The sequence below is a fragment of the Bacillus sp. HMF5848 genome (assembly GCF_003944835.1).
Classification (GTDB): domain Bacteria; phylum Bacillota; class Bacilli; order Bacillales; family HMF5848; genus HMF5848.
The window spans coordinates 1,939,057-1,964,567 of the sequence record NZ_RWIV01000001.1 but is presented as its reverse complement, the minus strand read 5'-3'; the positions used below and the strand labels follow the sequence as shown (position 1 = coordinate 1,964,567).

The window sequence follows — 25,511 nt, the reverse complement described above, 5'->3', positions numbered from 1 at the left end:
CCCCAGATTTATTCATCGAGCAGAACAGTTAGCTTCGTAGCGAAGCCATTATCCGAAACAGCAACCACTACTCTAGCCTCTTTACCAATTGCTTGCCCAAGAGTGTAACGGTCCTTTACCTTTTTCACAGGTATGCTGTAGTAGTTACATTTGTCAGTAATTTTTTTTGTTGTGTTTTGAGATGCATCTTCTGATAATAACACAATCTTAGCACGCCCTGATCGAACTTCCTTTAAAACAAGCTCTTCACCCGACAGAACTTTACCTGCTCGATTCGCTAACCCTAATAAAAACTTCCATTTATCATTATTCACTAATTACTTACTTCTCCTTTGACAAGTACTCTAATATTTCATCGTATAAAGATGCGTCTACATGAGTGTTTAGATGCTGAGACAAAATATTTTTCTTTTTTGCTTGAAGTACGATGTCGGGGTCCTTTGATAAATAAGCACCTCGGCCATTTTTTTTACCAGTAGGATCTATAGAGACTTCCCCTTCTTTTGAACGAACAATTCGCAAAAGATCTTTTTTTACTTTCATTTCACCGCTTGCAACACATTTACGCAATGGAACTTTCTTTATGGCCATTTTCCAACCACCTCACGGTTTAGAATTCATCCTGTGAGTCATATAAATCGTCATCATCGTCTTGATCTCTACTCGTAAATAAAGGTAAGTCTTCATCACGCGGAAAGATCCCCTGTTCTGTAGCTTCAGATTCACTCTTAATATCAATTTTCCAGCCCGTTAATTTGGCCGCTAATCTTGCATTTTGCCCTCGTTTTCCAATTGCTAATGAAAGTTGGTAGTCAGGAACAACAACAGTTGTCGCTTTTTCTTCTTCATGGACTATTACATCAAGAACTTTAGAAGGACTAAGAGCATTTGCCACAAAAACAACTGGATCATCAGACCAACGAACAATGTCAATCTTTTCACCTTTTAGCTCATTAACTACAGCCTGCACTCTTTGTCCTTTTGGGCCAACACAGGAACCTACTGGATCTACTTCTGTATTATCGGAATGAACTGATATTTTAGAACGATCTCCAGCTTCACGAGCAACTGACTTAATTTCAACAGTACCATCGTAAATTTCAGGCACTTCCAGCTCAAAAAGTCGTTTTAATAAGCCTGGATGTGTGCGTGATACAAATATTTGTGGCCCTTTTGTTGTCTTCTCAACTTTTGTCAAAAACACTTTTATACGATCGTGAGGTTTGTAGCTCTCATTAGGCATTTGCTCGCTCGGAGTTAATATAGCTTCAATTTTACCTAGTCCAACGTAAATATTTTTGGAATCTACACGTTGCACGATACCCGTCATTATATCCTCTTCACGATCAATGAATTCAGAATATATGACACCACGTTCAGCCTCGCGAACTCTTTGTGTGACAACTTGCTTAGCTGTTTGAGCTGCAATTCGTCCAAAGTTCTTTGGAGTTACTTCTAACTCAATCACATCACCAATATCATAGTTAGGGTCAATAATTCTTGCCTCTTGCAATGATATCTCTAACCTTGGATCAAATACCTCATCTACAACTTCTTTACGCGCAAACACTCTTATGCTACCTGTTGTTTGATTAAAATCAACACGTACATTTTGAGCCTGGTTAAAATTACGCTTATAAGCTGATATGAGCGCAGCTTCAATCGCCTCAATTATAATATCTTTGCTGATACCTTTTTCCTTTTCTAAAATAATTAAGGCATCTAACAACTCACTACTCATTTGGGATCCCCCTTTTCCGTTTACCATTTTCATATATATTGTTGCTTAAGAGAAACTAATCGCTAATCTTGCTAAGGCTATTTTATTGTAAGGGATTTCTATTACTTTTTTACGAGTCTTAATCATCACCGTTACAACAACTGTTTCTCCATCAAAACTAGTTAACTCACCTTCAAACTCTTTTTCATTTTGAATTGGTTCGTATGTTTTTATGAACACACGCTTTCCAATTGATTTCGTAAAATCACTCTCTTTTTTCAAAGGTCTTTCAGCACCAGGTGAAGACACTTCAAGATAATAATTATGCGGTATTGGGTCTAATTCATCTAGCTTTTCACTAAGCTTTTCACTTACAATGCCGCACTCCTCAATATCAATGCCATCTTCTTTATCAATAAAAACGCGAAGAAACCAGCTTTTTCCTTCTTTCACATATTCAATGTCAACTAGTTCTAAATTTAGTTCATCTACAATTGGTGCAACAAGTTCTTCAATTATTTCAATGACCTTGCTCATTATTGCTCCTCCTTTTAACTAATAAGAAAGGCGCAAGGCGCCGCATGTATGTAAAGACAGATATACACACCTATCCTTTTAACCTTCACAAATCAGTGACAGGCGACAAGCGCTGTAGCGAGAAAAGCACGTTTGGTTTTCCGTACTACCGAAGCTTTGATAATATTCGAGTCTCCTATTAAGGCAAATGGTCGCCAATATCCCACGATATGTAGTGATACGAACTGACACATCTAGCGTGAAAGCAATTGACTAATATAACAAAACAAAAGAGCGGGTTTCCCCACTCTCCTTCTCTTAGTTAGTATTGATAGCATTTCCAATAAAAATATATCATATTCTCCACAAATATGCAAATATGCATAGAATTATACGGTTTAGCTGCATGTTTTGTAAGCAGGGAAACCGAGCTTAATTAGAAAAGTGATAATTGATTTTGATCAGGTAATGAATCAAGACACCCCTGGCGCTCTAAATACTCTATAATTGTTTTTGAAACTTTACCACGCTGTTGTAAATCTTCTTTAGATAAAAACTCTCCCTCTTGTCTTGCTTTTACAATATTAACTGCAACGTTTGTACCTAAACCTGGAATAGAATTAAATGGTGGGATGAGTTTATCTCCATCAATAATAAATTCTGAAGCGCTCGAACGATACAAGTCAATTTTAGCAAATGAGAAGCCTCTTTCACACATTTCTAGAGCAAGCTCTAATACTGTTAATAAACTCTTCTCCTTTGGAGCTGCATCCAGACCTTTTTCATTTATTTCTTCAATTCTTGCTCTAATTGCAGCAGAGCCCCGAACCATTGTCTCAATATCAAAATCATCAGCTCTTACCGTAAAGTACGCTGCATAATACAATAATGCAAAGTGCACCTTAAAATAAGCGATTCTTACTGCCATTAATACATATGCAGCAGCATGAGCCTTAGGGAACATATATTTAATTTTTAAACAGGATTGTATATACCATTCTGGAACATTATTCTTTTTCATTTCTGATATAAATTCATCTGAGAGACCTTTTCCTTTACGAACAGACTCCATTATTTTAAACGCTAACGAAGGCTCTAAGCCTTTATAAATAAGGTATACCATTATATCATCACGACAGCCGATAACATCACTAAGTGTACAAGTATTATTATGGATCAACTCTTGTGCATTACCAAGCCATACGTCTGTTCCGTGAGATAGTCCGGAAATTTGTACTAACTCGGAAAATGTCGTTGGCTTAGTATCCTCTAGCATTTGTCTCACAAACCTTGTTCCAAACTCAGGAATACCGAGCGTACCTGTTTTACACATAATCTGTTCTTGCGTGACACCTAATGAATCAGTGTTACTAAATATTTTCATAACCTCAGGGTCATCTGTTGGTATAGTTTTCGGATCAATTCCACTTAAGTCCTGAAGCATGCGAATTACAGTCGGATCATCGTGCCCAAGTATATCAAGCTTAAGCAAGTTGTCATGAATAGAATGGAAGTCGAAGTGAGTCGTTTTCCACTCAGACCCAGAATCATCGGCTGGAAATTGAATAGGTGAAAAATCATAAATGTCCATATAATCAGGAACAACAATAATTCCACCAGGATGCTGCCCTGTCGTTCGCTTAACACCTGTGCACCCTGAAGCAAGTCGCTCAATTTCTGCGCCTCGAACGTTCATGTCATTATCAGTTACATATCCTTTAACAAATCCAAACGCGGTCTTATCCGCTACAGTTCCAATAGTACCAGCACGATATACATACTCTTCACCAAACAGTACTTTAGTGTAGTTATGAGCAACAGGTTGATATTCTCCAGAGAAGTTCAAATCAATATCCGGAACTTTATCTCCTTTGAAACCAAGGAATGTTTCGAACGGGATATCATGTCCATCTTTTTTGTAAGGAATATCACATGTAGGACAAGTCTTGTCTGGCAAGTCAAACCCAGAGCCTACTGATCCATCATTGAAAAACTCAGATTGCTTACATGATGGGCATACATAATGAGGTGGTAAAGGATTCACCTCAGTAATTTCTGTCATAGTTGCAACAAATGAAGAACCTACAGATCCACGTGAACCAACAAGGTATCCGTCGTCCAATGATTTTTTAACGAGCTTGTGCGAAATCAAATAAATAACCGCAAATCCATGACCTATAATGCTTTTCAACTCTTTTTCTAGTCGTGCTTCCACTAATTCTGGAAGTTCGTCACCGTAGATGGAGCGTGCACGAGAATAACTCATATTACGCACTTCATCATCTGCACCTTCAATTTTTGGTGTGTACAGGTCGTCTTTTATAGGCTTGATAACATCAATTTGCTCCGCAATCTTTTGCGTGTTACTAACAACAATTTCATGAGCGGTTTGCTTATCTAAAAATGAGAACTCTGTTAGCATTTCATTTGTTGTTCTGAAATGAACATCCGGCAATTCATGACGATTTAAAGGGTTGGCACCACCTTGTGAGTTAACAAGGATTTTACGATAAACTTTGTCGTTTTTATCCAAATAATGCACGTTTCCTGTAGCAACAACAAGCTTTTCAAGTTCTTTTCCAACTTTAATAATGTTACATATAATCTCTTCCATAGCTTTTTGGTCACGCACCAGCTCAAGCTGTAACAAATGCTTATAAACAGCAGGAGGCTGTACCTCTAAATAATCATAAAAAGCTGCAACATTTCGAGCCTCATCGATACCTTTTTGCATCATAGCCTCAAATACCTCACCTTTGTCACAACCAGAACCAATTAGCAACCCTTCACGATGCTTTTGTAATACAGATCTAGGTATACGAGGTACTCGATAAAAATACTCTAAATGTGAAATTGAAACTAATTTAAATAGATTTTTTAATCCCACTTCGTTTTGTGCGAGAATCGTACAGTGATAAGGTCTTGCACGTTTAAATGATGATTTGTTACCCATACTATTATTCAGTTCATTATGATTATTGATATCTTGTTCTTTCGCATCTTTTAGCATTTTGGCGAGTAAATAACCGGTTGCCTCAGCATCATAAATGGCACGGTGATGTTGAGTAAGGTCTATATCAAACTGTTTACAGAGAGTATTTAAACGGTGATTTTTTAAATGAGGATATAAAAATCTCCCCAATTCTAACGTATCAATAACAGGGTTTTTCACTTTATCAAGTCCTAGCTTTTGATAACCTGCATTTAAAAAGCCGATATCAAAGCTCGCATTATGAGCAACTAGTATTGCATCATCACACCAATCAAAAAATTCATGTAACACTTGCGAAACATCAGGTGCATCTTGGACCATTTCGTCTGTAATTCCTGTTAAATCAATTGTTGTAGCTGATAATCTGTGATGCGGGTTTGCAAAGGACATATATCTATCTATAATTTCTCCATCACGCATCTTTACTGCTGCAAGCTCAATAATTGTGTCGTATACAGCAGATAACCCTGTTGTTTCTACGTCGAACACCACATACGTAGATGTTTCTAATAAACGGTCAACGTCATTATAGGCAATTGGTACTCCATCATCAACTAGGTTAGCCTCTAGACCATATAGTATTTTTATATCATTCTTTTTCCCAGCAGCATATGCTTCTGGAAAAGATTGAGCACCGCCATGGTCAGTAATAGCAATGGCACTATGCCCCCATTTTTTAGCTTGAGAAACTAGTTGACTAACTGATGTTACAGCATCCATAGCACTCATTGGTGTATGCAAATGAAGCTCTACTCTTTTATCACCTTCTGGGGCTTGGTCATTACGAACAGGTGGAATAATCTCATTGATGTCACTTGCCATTATTACTAAATCACGTAAAAATGTGTCAAATTCGACACGTCCACGAACCTTGACCCACATACCTTTTTTAATTGATTGAAGAAGAGGTACTTGTTCTTTATCACGTGAGAACATTTTTACAATAAAAGAACTAGTGTAATCAGTTACTTTAAAGGTCAACAATGTTCGCCCACTTCGTAATTCTTTAGCTTCAGAATTAAAGATGTACCCTTCTACAACGATACTTTTTTCCTCTTCATTAATTTCAACCATTTGCTTAATTTCAACATTGCCCTTGATAGCATAGCCTATCATTAGAGGACCTTCATTAACATGAACTGCTTTGTCTGCTGTTTCTTTATCTTTTTCCATCTCAATAAACGCTTGCAATGCCCTCTGTTGGTCTTCTTTTTCTCGTTCTTGATGAAATTGCTGCATATCCTCTTCAGACAATTGAACTGTCGTATCTATAACAACATTTAAAAACCCAAAATGTTTATACACATCGGAAATAAGTAAACTATACTTTTTTTTAACTGCGTTTGCTTCTGTGTCGTTGCGTGTAGAGATAAATAACTTAGACCCTTGGACATCAGGGACCTGACTCTGTAATAACGATTGAAGTAAAGGCGAGACACCTTGAAGCTGTTGCACACACAAAGGCCAGTAGTCTTGGATGAGTTTCGGTGTTGCTTCGTGTGAGTCTGTTTCAATAGAAAACCGAACAGAAGCTATATGGGAAAAAGATTTATCTAATGCACTAGCAAACTTTTCATACACTTTGGCTGGTAATATATTTACAAAACGCAAATAAAAATGCCACGATTTATTAGCTCGGCTCACTTCAAGTTTACTAATTTCTCCCCCAGAAAAATAAGGGACTAATTGATCATCAGTTAGTTGCAGTTGTTGCAGTAATACTTGAAGTCTCTCTTTTTTTTCTTGATTCCTTTCCTCCATGCCATTCTCTCCCACTACAAAATAATAATCTTAATAAAATTAGCAAATAAAAGCGGCTATCTGTCAACAACCAAGACGCCTTTTCGCATTTGCACCAAAGCATAGCTTCTAGTCGTCTGACTCGAAAGAAACTAAGAAAAACACTCTTTGTGTTCGCGGAACTGCGAAAGTATTAATAATTTCAAACAAGTTTTACTTGATATACCCAAATTTATTCATGAAGGCTGGCAGGCCATAAATTAGATATTTAAGTTCAAAGATTTTATACTTCTAATAATGTCAATAAGGAAGGTACCCCATCACGTGATAAGGTACCTTCAGTAAGTTGTCTATTTCTATTTTACTACAAGCTTTGCAGTGTTTCGATAAGTTTTTCTACTTCTACTTCGATTACACTTCCATCTTTACGTACTTTAAGCTCAACAATCCCTTCACTAGCGCGCTTTCCAACCGTTACACGATAAGGAATGCCAATTAAATCCGATTCTGCAAATTTAACACCTGGTCGCTCCTGACGATCATCAAGTAGTACTTCATACCCTTGTTCCAAACAATTTGAATAAATCTGCTCGGCAGTATTTTTCTGTGTTTCGTCTTTTGTATTTACTGGAATTACATGAATATTGAACGGAGCAATATCAGCAGGCCATACTAAGCCGTTCTCATCATTATATTGTTCCGCAACAGCTGTTAATGTTCTAGATACTCCGATACCATAACAGCCCATAATAATAGGTTGTGTCCTACCAGAATCATTTAAGAATTCTGCTTTCATAAACTCACTATATCTAGTTCCAAGTTTAAAGACATGGCCTACTTCAATACCTTTAGCAAAGCGAATAACACCTTGTCCATCTGGGGACGGGTCACCCTCTTGAATAAAGCGAAGGTCACAATACGATTCCACTTGAAAATCTCTTTCAGGATTTACCCCAACATAGTGATAATCAGATTCATTTGCACCACATACACCGTTCACAATATATTTCACAGCGTTATCTGCAATTACTTTTGAAGCTTTTGTAGATACAGGGCCTATAAAACCTGGCTCACAGTCTAGTTGTTGCTTAGTTTCTTCGTTTGAAGCAAGTTCAACTACCGAAGCTTTAAGAATATTCTTCACTTTAATGTCATTTACTTCATGATCACCACGAACAAGGACAAGGACAAACTCATCATCTACCTTAAACAATAAAGATTTAATTGTACTTGTATTATCAATTGATAAAAAACTTGTTATATCATCTATTGATTTCTTATCAGGTGTATGAACCTTTTCAAGTTCTTTTAACGCCTCATTCGATTTTTCATATTTAGTAACAACAGGTGCCATCTCAATATTAGCTGCATAAGTAGACGTATCAGAGTAAGCAATGGTATCTTCTCCAATCTCTGATAGAACCATAAATTCATGCGTGTCTTTTCCACCCATTGCACCAGAGTCAGCAATAACAGCACGATAATTTAATCCACAGCGTTCAAACACATTACCATATGCTGCATACATTTTGTCGTATATTTGATCGAGACTTTCTTGTGTAGCATGAAATGAGTATGCATCTTTCATTATAAATTCGCGCCCCCGTAACAAACCAAATCGAGGACGTTTTTCGTCACGAAACTTTGTCTGGATTTGATACAGTGTAATTGGTAGACGCTTATATGATTTTAGTTCATCACGTACGAGACTCGTAATAACCTCTTCATGAGTTGCGCCTAGAACGAAATCTCTTTCATGACGGTCTTTTAATCTCATTAATTCTGGTCCATATGTATACCAACGTTTTGACTCTTGCCATAACTCGGCTGGCGCTAAAGCGGGCATTAACAGTTCTACAGCACCCGCTGTATTCATTTCTTCTCTTACAATTGTTTCAATTTTTTTTAACACTCGTAGTGCTAGTGGTAAATAGCTATATACTCCACTTGCTGTTTGTCTAATAAAACCAGCACGCAACAATAGTTGGTGACTTTTTATATCAGCATCAGCTGGCGTTTCCTTCATCGTTGGAATTAACATCATACTTTGTTTCAAAGTTAGCACCTCTTCTAGCATTAATTAAAAGCACCGTGGCGCCAATTATGACGCCACCATAATAGCCTTATAAAAAGAATCTTTGAATATCATTCCATGTTACAACAAGCATAAGCAACATAAGTAACGCAAATCCAATAAAATGTACCATACCTTCTTTATGACGGTCAATTGGTTTACCGCGTATCGCTTCAACAAGGAAAAAGAATAAACGTCCTCCGTCTAACGCTGGTACTGGCAACAAGTTAAAAATAGCTAGGTTGATACTTAGTAATGCTCCCCACTGAGCTAAGTAAAACACACCTGATTTAGCCACTTCTTCAGTAGATTTGTAAATTCCTACAGGTCCAGATAACGCATCAATTGATAGCTGACCTGTTATTAATTGTCCAAACCCAAAGATAATCTGTTTTGTCCAAAAATATGTTTGTGTTACACCATACTCTAAAGAGCCCAGTACTGACTTTTCCATAGGGGCATACGCACCAATACGACCATACGTTTCGCCTTCTAATTCAATCGGCTTAGGTGTCACAGCAACCTCTAGCTGATCCCCAGCTCGTTCAATTTCAAAAGTTAGTTCAGTACTCGGGTTACTTTGAATGATCTCTACAACTTCTCGCCAAGTATTAACACCTTGACCATCTATCGCCGTAATTACATCGTCTTTTTGTAGTCCTGCTTCTTTGGCCGCGCCATCTTCCGTTAACTCACCTAGCATAGCTGTATCAACTGGGATACCTTGAAACAAAGCAATCGCAATAAACACAACAATTGCCAATATAAAATTCATGACAGGTCCAGCTAAAATAGTTAAAGTACGTTGAAGCAGAGATTTTGAAGCAAATTGACGATCATGTGGAGCTATTTGCGTTTCTTGACCATCTTGAACAAAGACGGCTCTTTCATCTACTTCAAATCTCATTTCAGCCTGATCTTCTTCCCCATGTTCAAAACCTGAAATAAAAAGGCTATGTTCAAGGTCTGCTTTAGAAATCTCAATAACCCGAACATCATGATATTGATCTTTGTTGTTTAAAATCATCTTTGTTACTTTACCATTAGCCCCGAACAATAATCCCACCGTTTGACCTGGTTTTAGGTCTATCATCTCCGGGTCTTCACCAGCCATTCTTACAAACCCACCAATTGGTAATAGACGGATTGTATAAGCTGTTTCATTTCTTGTGAAAGAGAATACTTTTGGACCAAAGCCTATCGCAAATTCTCTACATAAGATACCTGCACGTTTAGCTAATACTAAATGTCCTAATTCATGAAAAAAGACAAGTGCACCGAAAATAATAATAAACGAGAGTAAGGTTTGAAAGCTCACTATCTTAACCACCTTTGTTGTATTTTGCTCTTACAAATTGGCGTGTCTCTGCATCAACTTCCATAATTGCTTCCAAACTAGGCGTATGGATTATTTCGTGCGAATGTAGTGCTTGTTCAATTAAATCTTCTATTTGCAAGAATGTTATACGTCCTGCTAAAAATGCTGCTACAGCTTCCTCATTCGCTGCATTTAACACAGTTGGATATGTTCCTCCCGATTTCCCTGCGTCATATGCGTATTGTAAGCAACGAAACCTAGAAAAATCAATTTTTTGAAAATGCAAAGTAGCAATCTCACTTAAATCAAGGCGCTTTGCCCCTATTAACTCAAGACGATCGGGATATGTAAGAGCATATTGTATTGGCACTCTCATATCAGGCGTGCCTAACTGAGCCATAACGCTACTATCTGTATATTCTACCATAGAGTGAATAATACTTTCACGATGCATGAGTACGTCAATTTTTTCATAATCCATATCGAATAGCCAATGTGCCTCGATTACTTCTAATCCTTTATTCATCATGGTTGCAGAATCAATTGTAATTTTAGCACCCATTGACCAATTTGGATGGTTTAAAGCATCTTTTACAGTTACGTTTTGTAGTTCACTTCTTGATTTATCGCGAAAGCTTCCTCCGGACGCTGTTAAAATAAGCTTATGTATTCTTTTTTCATTATTTCCTTGTAGACTTTGAAAAATAGCAGAATGCTCACTATCAACAGGAAGAATAGGAACTGAATACTTATGCGCGTAATCCATTACTATATGACCAGCAGTGACAAGTGTTTCTTTATTAGCTAGTGCAATTGTTTTCCCTGCTTCTATTGCTTGTAAGGTTGGTTTTAGCCCTACGCTGCCAAGCATGGCGTTTACAACAACATCTATATCATTATGTGTCGCAGCTTCTATAAATCCATCCATTCCGGTTATTACAGTTATGTTTGAAAATTCGTGTTCTAGCTTTGCCTTATGTTCACTGTTTGCACAAGCGACAAGCTTTGGTTTATGTGTAGCAATAATTTTCATTGCTTCTTCTATATTTGATCCAAATGAAAAAGACAGTAAAGAGAAATCCTCTGGATGATTTTCAATAATATTTAACGTTTGCTTACCTATCGAGCCTGTTGCCCCTAATAAACAGATACGTTTCATAGCTAGCTCCCCCCTTTAGTATTGTGAACTCTAAAAAAGCTGTAAAAAATGAAGTATAGGAAGGACAAAAAGCAAGCTATCAAATCTATCTAAAATTCCTCCATGCCCAGGAAGAATTTGTCCTGAATCTTTAACGGCATAATGACGTTTAAGAGCAGACTCTACTAAGTCACCAACTTGTCCAAAAATTGATAACAGAATGGTCATAATTAATAGCTTTATAATATTTTCGTCCATTGGGATAAACAGTTGATACACGAAAACAGCGACGATGGCTGAAATAACCCCACCAATCGAACCTTCAATTGTCTTGTTCGGGCTTATTTCTGGCCACAATTTTTGCTTACCGAAGGCACGTCCAAAAAAGTAAGCGCCTGAATCGGTTGCCCATATAATTATTAACGCAAATAATATATAATGTAACCCAGCTTCTCTTGTTACAATTAAGTAATAAAAACCTATTCCGATATACAATGTGGCTAATGTTACAAATGCAACGTCATCAAAGGAAAAACGATTTTTCGTAACAACAGTATACGTCAAAAACAACAAAACGGATAGTAAAGCAACTTCAACTTTGGACACAACATTGCCTGTAATGATAATTGTGTATTCCGCCGGAAGTAGCAGCACCCATAAAAGAAGTACACTTATAACCCCCGGCACAGAAAAAATTTGAATATTCTTCATTCGTAATAATTCAAACATCGCGATAGATGCTAATACATAAACAAGTACTGTAAATACTCCATTACCTATAATTACAATAGGAATAAAGAATGCAGCAGCTAAAACTCCTGTTAGCACCCTTTGCTTCATTAATAATCACACCTTTTAGACGCCCCCAAAGCGACGTCCTCTCTTTTGAAAATCATCAATAGCTTGCAGCAAATGCTGCTCTCGGAAATCAGGCCAATATACATCCGTAAACCAAAACTCAGCATAGGCTAACTGCCAGAGTAAAAAGTTACTTAATCTAATTTCACCGCTAGTACGAATCAATAAGTCCGGGTCAGGGATATTCTTTGTCATTAAATAACTTGAAAAAGATTCTTCATTTATTTGCTCATCTTGTAGTATGCCTTCTCGAACATCATTAGCAATATGCTTGACAGCATTTAAAATTTCGTCACGACTACCGTAATTTAGTGCGAAATTTAATGTTAGGCCATCATTCATACTTGTTTTGATAATAGCTTGTTCAACAGCCTGAATCGTATGTGCAGGAAGTGCATCCAGATTCCCCATAACTCGAACTTGAACATTTTCTTCAATTAACTCAGGCAAATATGTATTTAAATACTCAACTGGTAGTTTCATTAAAAAGTCCACTTCTGTTTTTGGCCGCTTCCAGTTCTCAGTAGAAAATGCATACAAAGTTAGTACTTTTATACCTAAACTATTTGCAAGCTTTGTAATCTTACGAACCACTTTCATTCCTTCATGATGACCAGCAATTCTCGGTAATGCACGTTTTTGTGCCCATCGGCCATTTCCATCCATAATAATTGCGACATGGTTAGGAACTGGTTGTTGCTTAATATCATGAACTGTAAGCTCGTTATTTGTTGTATCTCCTTGAAACATTTGCTTCACTTTGCTTAGCATAGCGCCGTCCTCCATCATCCGCATAAGGTGCGGAGGTTATAATCAGTATTAACAAAAAAACCCCCTTTTAACGCTAGAGGGTCTTTATAATATATTTTACCTTGATTTATATTATACTTCCATTATTTCTTTTTCTTTATCTTTTGCTACTTGATCAATTTTAGCGATATGATCATCGGTTAGCTTTTGGATGTCTTCTGTATAACCACGAAGCTCATCTTCAGTAATGTCACCGTTCTTCTCTAGCTTTTTTAAGTCATCATTAGCATCGCGACGAACATTACGAACTGCTACCTTAGCATCTTCTGTATATTTCTTTACATTTTTCACTAAGTCACGACGACGCTCTTCTGTAAGTGCAGGAATAGCAAGCCGTATTAAAGAACCATCGTTAGTCGGATTCAAGCCTAAATCTGACTTCATGATAGCTTTTTCAACTTCACTTAATATTGACTTATCATACGGTGTGATTACAAGCATACGCGCTTCTGGAACACTAATTTGAGCTAATTGGTTCACTGGTGTTGGTGCTCCATAATAATCTACGCTCACACGATCTAATAAAGCTGCGTTTGCACGACCAGCTCTTATTGATGCTAATTCACGAGAAAAAGCTGCAATTGCTTTGTCCATTTTATCCTTAGCTTGTTCTAATACTTGTTTTGCCATTATTATTTCCCCCTCACAATAGTTCCAATATTTTCTCCAAGCACTGCTCTTTTAATATTACCTTCCTCCATAATAGAGAATACAATTAAAGGTATATTATTGTCCATACAAAGTGATGAAGCGGTAGAATCCATGACAGCAAGTCCTTGCTTTATAACATCTAAATAAGATAATGTATCATACTTGACAGCATCCACATCAATAGTTGGATCTGCGCTATACACACCATCCACTTTATTTTTTGCCATTAAAATGACATCAGCTTCAATTTCTGCTGCCCGTAACGCGGCTGTAGTATCCGTAGAAAAATATGGATTTCCTGTACCTGCAGCAAAAATAACAACCCGTTTTTTCTCTAAATGTCTTATTGCTTTGCGACGAATGTATGGTTCAGCTACTTGTCGCATTTCAATTGAAGTCTGCACACGAGTTTGTACACCAATGTTTTCTAAGCTATCTTGAAGAGCTAATGAGTTCATAACAGTTGCAAGCATACCCATGTAATCGGCTGTTGCTCTGTCCATACCCATTTCGCTACCAATTTTCCCACGCCAAATGTTTCCGCCGCCAACAACGACAGCAACTTCTACACCTAAATCAGCGATTTCTTTAATTTGAGTTGACACTGATTTGATGATGGTAGGGTCTAACCCGAATCCTTGACTACCAGCCAAAGCCTCTCCACTTAACTTTAATACTACACGATTATATTTAGGATTTAACATAGTTCCCTCCATCTACCAAGAAAAGTGCGTGGCGTCGTATTTTGAGGATAAAAAACAACACTATCATCATATCTTCTCTTCTCATAAGATTACAAAGAAAAGTCATACATTAATGAAAAGTAAAAATTAGCTTTACTTAGCTATTTACAGACAATGATTTAAGCTTAACCAACCCGTTTAGACATAAAATCAAGTATATTCCTTCTCACACTTTAAATATATGTAGTTACTTGAGGGCTAAGCAAAATGTCAATAAACTAGTTTATAACCTCGAACAGTTGATTTTTTCGTAACACTCTATCACACTATTGTACTTATCGACGCCTGAGTTAGACACTCATCTAGGTTGAGTGATATAAGTTAGGTTAATTATTTAACAATATGGTTAAAAATATATTATTTATTTGCCTTGTTAAAGGTGAATGTTGATTTTTTGTATGATTTTAATTGTAGCGGAATGCACCATAGTAGACGAAAGACTAAGAGCGCCAAACCCTGTGGCAACGTCTTTCTGACCCGCATCGTGCGGACCTATGCGGAAAATAGTGGCAGTCGTGAGACCCCGCAAGGCGTGAGCCTGAGGAGGCTTACGGCCACCCCGCGTAAAGCGAGTGCAATGGAGCGAAATCAACACCGAAGTTTTAACAGAGCGATTTTTTAAAAAAGGGAACACGTTGTGTCCCCTCAATATTATTTATTAACTTGGCTCATTACTTCTTCAGCGAAATTATCTTGACGCTTTTCAATACCTTCTCCAACTTCATAACGCACGAAAGAAGCAACAGTTGCACCGCTCTTTTCCACGAATTTTTTAACTTTCTGGTCAGGATCCTTAACAAAATTTTGCTCTAGTAAGCAAATTTCTTCGTAGAATTTATTGACACGTCCTTCTACCATTTTTTCTACGATATTTTCTGGCTTGCCTTCATTAAGTGCTTGTTGTTTTAATACTTCACGCTCGCGCTCAATTTCATCTGAAGCAACTTGATCACGTGAAACGTACTTCGGATTAACAGCCGCTACGTGCATTGCAACGTCCTTTGCAACTTCTTCATCAGTCGTTCCATCAAGAACAGTTAGAACACCAATGCGTCCACCCATATGTAAATACGCACCAAAAGCTGCATTATCATTTTTCGTAGCAACTGCAAAGCGACGAAGTGTAATTTTCTCACCAATTTTTGCAATAGCTTCGTTTACATATTCAGATACAATTTTACCATTGCTCATTTTGCTGTCGTTTGCTTCTTCAATTGTAGCTGGTTTAGTTGCTAATAAGTGAGAAGCTAGTTCTTTTGTTAATGTTTGGAAGCCTTCATTTTTAGCAACAAAGTCTGTTTCAGAGTTTACTTCCAAGATTACAGCTTCATTTCCACTTACTTCGATATATGCTAATCCTTCAGCTGCGATACGGTCACCTTTTTTAGCAGCTTTAGCAATACCTTTTTCACGTAACCAGTCAATTGCCTTTTCCATATCTCCGCCAGTTTCTGTTAATGCTTTTTTACAATCCATCATACCAGCGCCAGTTTTTTCACGTAATTCCTTAACCATTTGAGCTGTTACAGCCATTATGTAGTCCTCCTTAAGATTATGTAATAAGTGTAATTTTATTTAATAAATAATTCATATGGAGAGCATTGCGCTTTGTTTATCGCTACTGAACGAATGCTCTTCCTTTTTCTTTAAAAAAAGGTGATAAAAGGCATATCCTCTTATCACCTATTAGTTGTGTTAAGCAGTCGTAGTTTCTTCTGTAGCTTCTTCTTCAATACCGCCTTGCTTACCTTCAAGGATAGCATCAGCAATTTTAGAAGTTAAAAGCTTTACTGCACGAATTGCATCATCGTTTGCTGGGATAACGTAATCAATCTCATCTGGATCACAGTTAGTGTCAACAATGCCTACAATAGGAATATTTAATTTACGTGCTTCAGCTACAGCGATACGCTCTTTACGTGGGTCGATAATGAACAATGCATCAGGCAGTTGTTTCATATCTTTAATACCACCTAAGAACTTTTCAAGGCGTTCAAGCTCTTTTTTCAATTGTACTACTTCTTTCTTAGGAAGTACTTCAAACGTACCATCTTCAGCCATTCTCTCAATGTCTTTTAGACGTCTAATACGTTTTTGAATTGTTTCAAAGTTAGTTAATGTACCACCTAACCAACGTTGATTTACGAAGTAGTTTCCAGAACGCTCAGCTTCTTCCTTAACAGAATCTTGAGCTTGCTTTTTAGTACCAACAAATAGCATAGTACCGCCATTTGTAGCTAAATCGCGAACGAAATTGTACGCTTCTTCTACTTTCTTAACCGTTTTTTGTAGGTCAATAATGTAGATACCGTTACGCTCTGTGAAAATGTAACGCTTCATTTTTGGGTTCCAACGGCGTGTTTGGTGACCGAAGTGAACACCAGCTTCAAGTAATTGCTTCATTGAAATAACTGACATGTAAAAATCCTCCTAATGGTTTTGAATTTTCCTCCGCTCACTTCATCTTTAGACAAGACTATTTCTAAAAAAATAGCACCCTTGCTTAAATCAGTGAACGTGTGTAATTAACACCAAGAAATAATATAACATAATGGCATTCGACAATCAAGACCGAATCTATTTTTGCCGGAATTTTAATAATAATTCTATCTCTGTTTTACCTTTGTTCAGTATTTTTGCAATTTCATCGTGCGTTTTACCTTGTTTTATCAATAATTGAACTTGGGCAGCAAGAGACTGCATATATATTTCATCCGAATTATGAATATTATCCTTTGGCTTTTTTACTTTCTCGACAACTGCGTTCGATACATTTTGTTGTTTATAATCAGGTAAAAAGGAAGAAGCATCAACGTGTTCAGTGTAATCAAATGATGTCATAATTGCTAGTTGTTCGTTGTTTGAATCGCTTGCTGTTTCCTCATACTTGGTCGTAACGCTTTTGTCAGTTTTATCATGAACTGTTTTGCTTAGTTTATTCAAAAAAAGTTCATTTTCTTCTTTCATTTCCAATAAATATGTTGATATTAAGGTTTCTGTATCGGTTAACATTTGATTTTGCTTTTTTTCAACGTCCTTAACAGCTTGCAATCGATAAAACAGCAAAATGATTAATATAAATGCAAGAGCTATTAAAATAAACAAGATTGTAAATAAAAATGCCGTCATATTAAATACCTCAAGTACTTACGTCAATCCGAATACCTTTATACGGATGACGTGCTGCTTCGTCAGATTTTTGTTCATGCTGCCTGTCCTTTTTATGATGTTCTTGTCTCGACTTTGAGTGATCTTCTTTACTTAGATCTGCATTTTTCTTTTGTTCTTGTTTAGAAACCTCTATTCGCTTCTTATCAACTTCTTTTAACATGCCAGCCTGCAACAGTTGTTGCATGTCGTGAGAGCGTTGTTCAAGCTGTTGCTGCATTTTCCCTGCATCTTGACTCCGTGGGATTGCAACCTGTAATTCAACAAGCTTTAGACTCACACAATCACACCCTTTTTCAGTATATAATTTCTAAAGTATAGGATTTACAACAATCTCACTATTGTCTACAAATACATGTACGTGATGATACGAACGATTTGTCACAAGCTTATATTTACCAAAATGCAAGTGTGTATTAGGATATAAAGTGTTTTTTATCGTTATTTTATTTTCCGTTATGTCACCAAAATAGTCTTGCAAGTCATCAAGCTCCATTTGTACTTGTTTAATCTGTTCAGCTAGTGTAGCTTCAGTTACTTTTTGTTTTTGAAGGACTTCTATCTCTCTCATAGATAGATTACCAGTTTCTCTATACTTCTCTGTCAACTTCTGTAAGATAACAGTTAGTTTCTCTTTAGATTGCAATAGTTCAGTAAGCTGTCTACGTGATTGAAATTCCTTAGCTAATATTTCCTGGCTAACTCCGATACATATTTCTGTTCTTGTATGCATGTGATTTCCGACGTCCTTTACTTCAATACCTTTACATGCAGACACTTGACCGCCTATTATTGACCCTTGTTGACAAACAATATGTCCACCCGATGAGCAGATACTATGCATAATAGAGGAAGTTACTTCAATATCACCGGCAACATTCACATTGGCCTGATTTAAATATGATGTTCTTAGATTCCCTCCAGCTTTAATGAGGCCACGAGACATACCAGCAACTCCACCTAAAATATAAATAGAACCTTCAGCTTCAATTATTGCTCCTTCAACAAGACCATTGATTTTTACATCTCCTCCAGCTTTGATGGTGTAGCCTGTAGGAACACTACCTCGGATTTCAACATTACCAATGAAGTCGATATTACCGACCTTCAAATCAAGATCTCCATTTACACAGAATATTGGTAAGACATTGATTTGCTTATTAACTATATTAACTTGGCCATCTATAAGGGCGTAAATAGAATCATCTTTAATTTCTATATTTTTACCTTGACGAACACGAAAAGCTTTACCATATTTCGCACTTATCTCTTTTCCGAATACATCTATACCATGCTTCCCTTCGGTAGGAGGCACTACACGTGCAATTAATTGCCCCTTTGACACAGATGGAATTTTTAAAACATGACGTAAATTTAAAGGCTCTTTTTTGTTTACCTCATTAGAGCTATTATCATTCTTCTCAATTTCACTTTGTAAATAACCATCTTCACCATTTACAGGCTGCTGCCCCGTTGCTACTAGCAAAGGTAGCTTCTTAACATCCCTTGTTAAAAGTAAATCATCTATTACATTCTCATTGATACCAACAATATTATTCTCTTGTAGAAATCTCATGACATCTTCTTTTGTTATATCTAGAATGTCATAAACGTCTTTTGCTAAGTCTAGATATGCCTCTAACTTATTTGCTGTAACCTTAATTACGAACTTGTCAGACATTCCTCGATCCCTCTCCCTACACTACAAATAGTCTTTTTTTAATATATCCTTTAATTTATATAAAGCTTTTGAATGTATTTGAGAAACTCTTGATGTTGATAATTGTAACACTTGTCCAATCTCTGTTAATGTTAGCTCTTCATTATAAAAAAGACTTAAAACAATTTGCTCTTTTTCATTAAGCTTTTTTATTCCTGCTGCAAGTTCATGATGCTTTTCCCCATTTATTACTTCTTCCTCAGGTGTAGGCATATTATTATCCTTAAGTGAGATGTTGTGCCTTTCTTGCTGATCGTCATCAACTGGTAAGTCATCCATGGATAAGACATTTGCAAAAATACTCTCATTCATGATAGATATTACTTCATCTTCTTTCATGTTTAACTCCATCGCTACTTCACTAGGGCTAACTGACCGCATATACGCCTGTTCAAGCTTTTCTGTTGTCGCTTCAATCCTCTTAACCTTTTCTCGAGTTGTTCGGCTCATCCAATCTTCTTTTCGAAGCCCATCTATAATAGCACCACGAATACGAAACGAAGCGTATGTATCAAATTTCAATTCTCTCGTTACATCAAATTTTTCTAATGCATCTAGCAGTCCTGCCATACCAAGGCTTTTTAATTCTTCGATACTAATCGATTTCGGTACATTGGCGGCGATGCGCTGCACATGATATGTAACAAGAGGCATATACCATTTAATTAGCACGTCACCTGCTTCTGGATCGCGTGACTCTATCCATTTATGCCAATATATTTGCTCATCGTTTGTAAGCTGAGACATCCTTTTCCTCCTATAAAAGAGCACTACAACCTATTATATCAAAAGTTATCCGACAATTTAATCAAGGATATGACATGTTTTGTAATTTTTCCAATTTCCCTTAAGTAAATACTTTTAAAATATTAATAAGTCTCAAATTGACTACTTTTATATTTTTTAAAAACAAAGAAAAAAGGACCTACAAATTATACGTAGATCCTTAAACGTTTTATACTACTTTTTAATCATTGTCCATCGATCGTATATATGTAACAATTTTTTTAATTTCGTCTTCAGATAATCCATCAAACATATCTGGTCTTGCTAATTGTTCTTGGTCCGTTTCTTGAATAATTTGAATGTTATCTTCTGAATGCGTTCCGGTCATATCTTTTTTTATGTACGTAATCATTAAACTGATAATTACACTAACAATAAAGAAAACTATAAATCCAATACAAGCTCGTACCACACTTGTTAATAATGAGTTTTGTATCATCGAGAGTGTGAATACCAAACTAAAGCCGACACACGCAATAAGTAGGTTGACTAGCGTTTTGTCAATCATTAAATGTCATGAACCCCTTGATTAACCGTTCTAATTGTCAATTTTCCAGTTGATGGAGTAAATTCTATAGTTCGGCCACTACTACCGCCTACATCTTTTGCTAACAATGATATCCTGTTGTATGCAAGTCTTTCAATAACTGCTTCAACATTACGCGGGCCAATTCGCATCATATCGTTTTTAGAGGCAAATTGAAACATTTGCGCTCCTCCCGCTATTTTTGCTTTAAGATTTATTCTTTTAGCTCCAGCTTGAAGTAATCGTGAGATTAATTCATCAGTAGCAGTGTCGGCATATTTAGCTGTATTAAAACGTTCTTCTCTTGCTAATGTAGAGTTCGGTAACATGATATGTGCTAATCCCGCGATTTGTTGCTGAAGATCATAAATGATAACTCCCACACACGAGCCTAATCCTGACGTCCGAATTACATCTTGTCCCTTTACAATGTTCATATCAGCAATACCCACTTTAACAATTTGAAAAGTAGTATTACTCATTAGTAGTGACTCCTAATGATTTAAATATAACATCAAAAGAGTCAGGGTCAGGAAGTAGAAAGAAATGGCCTTGTAATGTAGCATCACTAGAGTTCTCGTCTTCATTGATGGAAGTATCAATAACAATAGCAAAATCACTTACTTGAGACAATTCAAGTAATCCATATCCTAAAATTGCTCCGACCATATCAATACTTAAGGCAGGAACGGTTGGCATTAACATTAGATTTGTAAAGTCTGACAAAGATGACAAATATGAGCCGGATAAAATATTCCCAAGTTCTTGAAGGGCTGATATAGATAGCTCAGAATATGGTGGCTTATCAAAGCTAAAGCTTTCATCACCTGTTAGTTGTTTAATAAACTTAGATGCTTGCTCTAGAGATAATACGAAAAACATACTACCTGGTGCATCTCCTTCGACACGAAGGAACACACTAGCAACTACATTATCAGGTCCCCCAACAATGTCCATCATCTCGTCAAACGATACAATTCTAACTTGTGGGACGGTCATATCAATTTTTTTGTTTAAAATTTTTGATAAAGCTGTTGCTGAATGCCCTGCTCCTATGTTGCCGATTTCTTTTAATATATCTAACTGTATGGGATTAATTTTATCAATGAATGACATGGCATTCAAAACCTCGCTTTTTAACCGTCAGGATTTAATACTTTTTCTAAGTCTAATAAAATCAAAAGGCGTTTATCCAACTTTGCTACACCTTTAATATAATCAGCCTCAACAGCTCCTACTACTTCTGGAGCAGGTTCTATCGCTGAAACAGGTATATCAATAACATCGTTAGCAGCATCTACGATAAGCCCTACTTCCATATCCTTTAATGCAACAATTATTATTCTCGTACTATCCGTATACTCTTGTTCAGTAATTCCAAAGCGATTGCGTAAATTAATAATCGGAGTAACGACTCCTCGAAGATTTATTACTCCTTTTACAAAATCATCAGTTCGAGGCACTCTTGTAATATGCAATACTCTCTCAATTGACCTTACTTGATCAACAGGTACACCGTATTCTTCATCTTTAAGTTGAAATACAATTACTTTTAATTCTGTTCCTATTGCAGTTGTCATTGTGATTCCCCCTTTCGATTTTAAGGATTATTTTATAAGTGCATTACAGTCAATAATTAGTGCGACTTGTCCATCTCCAAGAATTGTTGCTCCTGAGATAGCAAAGACATTTGTCATATAGTTTCCTAGTGATTTTAAAACAACCTCTTGTTGACCAATAAATGAATCAACAACAAGTCCAGCCATTTTGTCCCCTTTACGAACGATAACAACCGAATAAAACTCATCATCTTCTTCATAGACAGGAACATCAAAAATATCTTTAATAAATAGTAATGGTACGACTTTCCCACGGAAATCAATTACTTTTTGATTGTGGGCGTGTAGTATATCACTTTGTTTAATTATTGCTGTTTCAATTATTGAAGAAAGTGGAACAGCAAATTTCTCTTTTTGCACTTCTACTAGCATTACAGAAATAATTGATAGTGTTAAAGGTAGTTGGATTGAAAACACAGAACCATGGCCTTCAGTTGAGTCTATAGATATAGAACCTCCTAGTGATTCAATAGTACTCTTAACAACGTCTAATCCAACGCCTCTACCAGAAATGTCAGAAACTTTTTCTGCCGTCGAGAACCCTGAAGCAAGAATCAGCTCATATACTTGTTTGTCTGTCAGCGTTGTTGCAATTTGTTCTGTTACTATCCCGCTTGCGATAGCCTTTTTCAGAACTCTATTACGACTTATACCGGCACCATCGTCCTCAATTTCAATAAAAACATGGTTTCCACTATGATATGCTTTAAGTTTTACAGTACCTTCCTCTGGTTTTCCCTTTTGCTTTCGCTCTGCTGGACTTTCAATTCCATGATCTAAAGCATTGCGAATTAAATGTACTAACGGATCACCAATTTCATCAATAACTGTGCGATCTAACTCAGTTTCTGCGCCGATTATTTCAAGATTAATAATTTTACCTAATTCACGTGAAAGCTGTCGTACCATACGTGGAAAGCGATTAAACACCGTTTCTACAGGTACCATTCGCATATTTAGAATAATATTTTGTAAGTCTCCAGAAATCCTCGACATTCTTTCAACTGTTTCGTGAAGCTCGGAATTATTTAATTCTTTAGAAATCTGTTCTAGTCGCCCACGATCGATAACAAGCTCTTCAAATAAATTCATTAAAATATCAAGTCGCTCAATATTAACACGAATAGTTTTATTAGAAACCGCTTGACTTCTAGCAACTTCTGGTTGGCTATCATTTTTTTCTGTTATTTCAAGAGCTGCAGTTGCAGCGACCTCTGCTTTTGCCTCTAATACCGGTTCAACTTTTTCTATTAAAGTAGATGTGCTCTTGTCAATGGAAACTTTATTTGTTATAACACTCTCGACTTCTGAAACTTTTTGAACCCGTTTTTTAATGTCTTCGACAGGCTCCTTTGTTATAAATGTAATTGTAAAATTTTGGTCGAATTGCTCATCTTCAATATCTTCCACTCGAGGATTCGACTTAATAACTTCTCCTACTTGCTCAAGTACCTCAAAGACCATATAGGCACGTGCAGCTTTCATTAAGCAATCTGCACGTAATTGTACGTCAATCTGCAGCGTTACAAAACCTTGCTCTTCAGATTGTTCAATAACTGTTAGCTCAAATTCATCAAAATTAGATGAGTTGACAGTTACGCTTTCTGAAACCTCTTTACTTTTCGGCTCAGTTTTTGCTATAGTTTCGCCTTTTTCTATTCGCTGAAGAGCGTCCACTACTTGCGTAACATCACACTTGCCATCTCCACCATCAGCAATTGAAAACACCATTTGTTCAAGATGCTCTACAGCTTTGAATACTACATCCATAATTTCTGTTGTAACAACAACTTTTTGATTACGAATACCATCTAACACATTTTCCATCTTATGTGTTAAATTTGCTAAGTCCTCGAACCCCATTGTTGCTGACATACCTTTTAATGTATGTGCTGCACGAAAGATTTCATTAACAATCGCTAAGTTCTTAGGGTTTTTCTCAAGTTCTAATAATTGAGAGTTACATATTTCTAAATGCTCCTTACTTTCATCTATAAAAACATCTAGATACTGATTCATATCCATTAGCTTGGCCCCCTTTAGGCTTCAACATATTTTAAAATCGCTAGAGAGATATTATCCAATGGCACTACGTCATCAACTAATTGTGTAGCAATTGCTGATTTCGGCATACCGAATACAACACAAGTTTCAGCAGCTTCAGCAATAGCTTTTACTTTGCCACCCTGCTTCATTTTCACGAGGCCCTCAGAGCCATCTGCCCCCATCCCCGTCATTATTACTGCTATTTTTTCATAATCATTTAAATCGCTCACAGATTCAAACATAACATCAACACTTGGTCGATGACCATTGCGTATGTCAGATTGGTCCGTCAAGACAGCTAAAGAAGAGCCTACTCGTTTCACCTTCAAGTGAAATCCACCTGGTGCAATATAAGCAGTACCTTTTTGTAAGATCTCACCATTCTCAGCTTCTTTTATTGTAATGTTACTCAAGGAATCTAATCGAGTTGCTAGTGACTTAGTAAATCCTGGTGGCATATGTTGTACAATTAATATTGGTGCATCAATATTTGCAGGAATTTTTGTTAATACTTGTTGAAGTGCTCTTGGCCCTCCTGTTGAGGTACCGATTACTATAAGTTTTTTACTTTGTGATGTACCCTGTCTTGACCGTATTCGTTTCATAGGTGATGTCAGTGACGGAAGAGTTTGAGCGGTTTTTTCTTCCATTTTTTGTGGTGTTACATTTTTTAAATTAACAGTACTCGCTAATATAACTTTCGCTATAATATCTTCTTTAACTTTATGTAAATCCAAACTTATCGGGCCAGAAGGCTTGGCGATAAAATCGATTGCACCAAGCTGCATAGCTAGTAATGCATTTTCTGCGCCCTCTTTTGTTGTACTCGATAACATAACAACAGGTAACGGGGTTTCCTTCATAATAATTTTTAAAGCATCCAACCCATTCATAATAGGCATTTCCACGTCTAAAGTAACGACATCAGGTTGCAGTTGCTTGATTTTGTCTATTGCATCGTTACCATTTCTAGCTGTCCCTATTGCCTCTATACGATAATCATTTGATAGAAAATCAGTAATCATTTTGCGCATAAAAGCAGAGTCATCAACAACTAAAACCTTTACTTTCTTATCAGCCATTGCC

The 25,511-nt window shown here is 36.7% G+C and carries 24 protein-coding genes; all 24 read right to left on the bottom strand.

What is annotated here, in order from left to right; genetic code table 11:
* Nucleotides 1-8: 8 nt before the first annotated feature.
* The 24 genes from EJF36_RS09375 to EJF36_RS09255 all read right to left on the bottom strand — a co-directional run bounded on the left by EJF36_RS09375 (nt 9) and on the right by EJF36_RS09255 (nt 25,507).
* Entirely contained in the window at nt 9-314 is a 306-nt protein-coding gene (locus tag EJF36_RS09375) for a YlxQ family RNA-binding protein (RefSeq protein WP_125906071.1), read from the bottom strand.
* Nucleotides 315-321: 7 nt separating this feature from the next.
* On the bottom strand, nt 322-591 hold the full coding sequence (gene rnpM / locus EJF36_RS09370; protein WP_125906070.1) for an RNase P modulator RnpM: 270 nt from the start codon (nt 589-591) through the stop codon (nt 322-324).
* 19 nt (nt 592-610) lie between these two features.
* On the bottom strand, nt 611-1,741 hold the full coding sequence (nusA, locus tag EJF36_RS09365) for a transcription termination factor NusA (RefSeq protein WP_125906069.1): 1,131 nt from the start codon (nt 1,739-1,741) through the stop codon (nt 611-613).
* A gap of 45 nt (nt 1,742-1,786) precedes the next feature.
* On the bottom strand, nt 1,787-2,257 hold the full coding sequence (gene rimP / locus EJF36_RS09360; protein ID WP_125906068.1) for a ribosome maturation factor RimP: 471 nt from the start codon (nt 2,255-2,257) through the stop codon (nt 1,787-1,789).
* 415 nt (nt 2,258-2,672) lie between these two features.
* A complete protein-coding gene (locus EJF36_RS09355) occupies nt 2,673-6,989 on the bottom strand; it encodes a PolC-type DNA polymerase III (protein WP_125906067.1) in 4,317 nt (1,438 codons plus the stop codon).
* 343 nt (nt 6,990-7,332) lie between these two features.
* Nucleotides 7,333-9,024 (bottom strand): proline--tRNA ligase, encoded by a 1,692-nt coding sequence (locus EJF36_RS09350; RefSeq protein ID WP_125906066.1) that lies wholly within the window; start codon nt 9,022-9,024, stop codon nt 7,333-7,335.
* Nucleotides 9,025-9,091: 67 nt separating this feature from the next.
* The gene (gene rseP, locus EJF36_RS09345; protein WP_395940627.1) at nt 9,092-10,363 is read right to left on the bottom strand and encodes an RIP metalloprotease RseP; all 1,272 of its coding nucleotides are present in this window, start codon (nt 10,361-10,363) and stop codon (nt 9,092-9,094) included.
* Between the two features lies 1 nt (nt 10,364).
* Entirely contained in the window at nt 10,365-11,519 is a 1,155-nt protein-coding gene (dxr, locus tag EJF36_RS09340) for a 1-deoxy-D-xylulose-5-phosphate reductoisomerase (RefSeq protein ID WP_125906064.1), read from the bottom strand.
* Between the two features lie 30 nt (nt 11,520-11,549).
* A complete protein-coding gene (locus EJF36_RS09335) occupies nt 11,550-12,338 on the bottom strand; it encodes a phosphatidate cytidylyltransferase (RefSeq protein ID WP_125906063.1) in 789 nt (262 codons plus the stop codon).
* Nucleotides 12,339-12,353: 15 nt separating this feature from the next.
* On the bottom strand, nt 12,354-13,106 hold the full coding sequence (locus EJF36_RS09330) for an isoprenyl transferase (protein ID WP_260471988.1): 753 nt from the start codon (nt 13,104-13,106) through the stop codon (nt 12,354-12,356).
* Nucleotides 13,107-13,238: 132 nt separating this feature from the next.
* Nucleotides 13,239-13,796, bottom strand: a complete 558-nt coding sequence (gene frr / locus EJF36_RS09325) for a ribosome recycling factor (protein ID WP_125906061.1) — start codon at nt 13,794-13,796, stop codon at nt 13,239-13,241.
* 2 nt (nt 13,797-13,798) lie between these two features.
* Nucleotides 13,799-14,521 carry a UMP kinase gene (pyrH, locus tag EJF36_RS09320; protein WP_125906060.1) on the bottom strand — a complete coding sequence of 241 codons (723 nt, stop codon included), beginning with the start codon at nt 14,519-14,521 and terminating at the stop codon, nt 13,799-13,801.
* 690 nt (nt 14,522-15,211) lie between these two features.
* A complete protein-coding gene (gene tsf, locus EJF36_RS09310; protein ID WP_125906058.1) occupies nt 15,212-16,093 on the bottom strand; it encodes a translation elongation factor Ts in 882 nt (293 codons plus the stop codon).
* A gap of 162 nt (nt 16,094-16,255) precedes the next feature.
* On the bottom strand, nt 16,256-16,978 hold the full coding sequence (gene rpsB / locus EJF36_RS09305) for a 30S ribosomal protein S2 (RefSeq protein WP_125906057.1): 723 nt from the start codon (nt 16,976-16,978) through the stop codon (nt 16,256-16,258).
* 159 nt (nt 16,979-17,137) lie between these two features.
* Entirely contained in the window at nt 17,138-17,689 is a 552-nt protein-coding gene (locus tag EJF36_RS09300; protein ID WP_125906056.1) for a hypothetical protein, read from the bottom strand.
* A 10-nt stretch (nt 17,690-17,699) separates the two neighbouring features.
* A complete protein-coding gene (locus tag EJF36_RS09295) occupies nt 17,700-18,008 on the bottom strand; it encodes a hypothetical protein (RefSeq protein ID WP_125906055.1) in 309 nt (102 codons plus the stop codon).
* A 30-nt stretch (nt 18,009-18,038) separates the two neighbouring features.
* Nucleotides 18,039-19,409, bottom strand: a complete 1,371-nt coding sequence (locus tag EJF36_RS09290) for a DUF342 domain-containing protein (RefSeq protein ID WP_125906054.1) — start codon at nt 19,407-19,409, stop codon at nt 18,039-18,041.
* Between the two features lie 21 nt (nt 19,410-19,430).
* Complete coding sequence (locus tag EJF36_RS09285) at nt 19,431-20,195, bottom strand: FliA/WhiG family RNA polymerase sigma factor (protein WP_125906053.1); 765 nt, start codon at nt 20,193-20,195, stop codon at nt 19,431-19,433.
* 220 nt (nt 20,196-20,415) lie between these two features.
* Entirely contained in the window at nt 20,416-20,742 is a 327-nt protein-coding gene (locus EJF36_RS09280) for a hypothetical protein (protein ID WP_125906052.1), read from the bottom strand.
* Nucleotides 20,742-21,242 carry a chemotaxis protein CheD gene (locus EJF36_RS09275; RefSeq protein WP_125906051.1) on the bottom strand — a complete coding sequence of 167 codons (501 nt, stop codon included), beginning with the start codon at nt 21,240-21,242 and terminating at the stop codon, nt 20,742-20,744. Before EJF36_RS09275 ends, EJF36_RS09280 begins: the two co-directional genes overlap by 1 nt.
* Entirely contained in the window at nt 21,235-21,876 is a 642-nt protein-coding gene (locus tag EJF36_RS09270; protein ID WP_125906050.1) for a chemotaxis protein CheC, read from the bottom strand. The genes EJF36_RS09275 and EJF36_RS09270 overlap by 8 nt, the downstream gene beginning before the upstream one ends.
* A 20-nt stretch (nt 21,877-21,896) precedes the next feature.
* The gene (locus EJF36_RS09265) at nt 21,897-22,340 is read right to left on the bottom strand and encodes a chemotaxis protein CheW (RefSeq protein ID WP_125906049.1); all 444 of its coding nucleotides are present in this window, start codon (nt 22,338-22,340) and stop codon (nt 21,897-21,899) included.
* Nucleotides 22,341-22,367: 27 nt separating this feature from the next.
* Nucleotides 22,368-24,404 (bottom strand): chemotaxis protein CheA, encoded by a 2,037-nt coding sequence (locus tag EJF36_RS09260; RefSeq protein ID WP_125906048.1) that lies wholly within the window; start codon nt 24,402-24,404, stop codon nt 22,368-22,370.
* A gap of 14 nt (nt 24,405-24,418) precedes the next feature.
* Complete coding sequence (locus EJF36_RS09255; RefSeq protein ID WP_125906047.1) at nt 24,419-25,507, bottom strand: protein-glutamate methylesterase/protein-glutamine glutaminase; 1,089 nt, start codon at nt 25,505-25,507, stop codon at nt 24,419-24,421.
* Between the last annotated feature and the right edge of the window lie 4 nt (nt 25,508-25,511).

Coding starts and splice junctions, on each gene's coding strand:
- rnpM (WP_125906070.1), bottom strand. CDS start 591: ATGGCCATAAAGAAAGTTCCATTGCGTAAATGTGTTGCAAGCGGTGAA.
- nusA (WP_125906069.1), bottom strand. CDS start 1,741: ATGAGTAGTGAGTTGTTAGATGCCTTAATTATTTTAGAAAAGGAAAAA.
- rimP (WP_125906068.1), bottom strand. CDS start 2,257: ATGAGCAAGGTCATTGAAATAATTGAAGAACTTGTTGCACCAATTGTA.
- EJF36_RS09355 (WP_125906067.1), bottom strand. CDS start 6,989: ATGGAGGAAAGGAATCAAGAAAAAAAAGAGAGACTTCAAGTATTACTG.
- dxr (WP_125906064.1), bottom strand. CDS start 11,519: ATGAAACGTATCTGTTTATTAGGGGCAACAGGCTCGATAGGTAAGCAA.
- EJF36_RS09335 (WP_125906063.1), bottom strand. CDS start 12,338: ATGAAGCAAAGGGTGCTAACAGGAGTTTTAGCTGCTGCATTCTTTATT.
- EJF36_RS09330 (WP_260471988.1), bottom strand. CDS start 13,106: ATGTTTCAAGGAGATACAACAAATAACGAGCTTACAGTTCATGATATT.
- frr (WP_125906061.1), bottom strand. CDS start 13,796: ATGGCAAAACAAGTATTAGAACAAGCTAAGGATAAAATGGACAAAGCA.
- pyrH (WP_125906060.1), bottom strand. CDS start 14,521: ATGTTAAATCCTAAATATAATCGTGTAGTATTAAAGTTAAGTGGAGAG.
- tsf (WP_125906058.1), bottom strand. CDS start 16,093: ATGGCTGTAACAGCTCAAATGGTTAAGGAATTACGTGAAAAAACTGGC.
- rpsB (WP_125906057.1), bottom strand. CDS start 16,978: ATGTCAGTTATTTCAATGAAGCAATTACTTGAAGCTGGTGTTCACTTC.
- EJF36_RS09300 (WP_125906056.1), bottom strand. CDS start 17,689: ATGACGGCATTTTTATTTACAATCTTGTTTATTTTAATAGCTCTTGCA.
- EJF36_RS09290 (WP_125906054.1), bottom strand. CDS start 19,409: ATGTCTGACAAGTTCGTAATTAAGGTTACAGCAAATAAGTTAGAGGCA.
- EJF36_RS09285 (WP_125906053.1), bottom strand. CDS start 20,195: ATGTCTCAGCTTACAAACGATGAGCAAATATATTGGCATAAATGGATA.
- EJF36_RS09280 (WP_125906052.1), bottom strand. CDS start 20,742: ATGATTGACAAAACGCTAGTCAACCTACTTATTGCGTGTGTCGGCTTT.
- EJF36_RS09275 (WP_125906051.1), bottom strand. CDS start 21,242: ATGAGTAATACTACTTTTCAAATTGTTAAAGTGGGTATTGCTGATATG.
- EJF36_RS09270 (WP_125906050.1), bottom strand. CDS start 21,876: ATGTCATTCATTGATAAAATTAATCCCATACAGTTAGATATATTAAAA.
- EJF36_RS09265 (WP_125906049.1), bottom strand. CDS start 22,340: ATGACAACTGCAATAGGAACAGAATTAAAAGTAATTGTATTTCAACTT.
- EJF36_RS09260 (WP_125906048.1), bottom strand. CDS start 24,404: ATGGATATGAATCAGTATCTAGATGTTTTTATAGATGAAAGTAAGGAG.
- EJF36_RS09255 (WP_125906047.1), bottom strand. CDS start 25,507: ATGGCTGATAAGAAAGTAAAGGTTTTAGTTGTTGATGACTCTGCTTTT.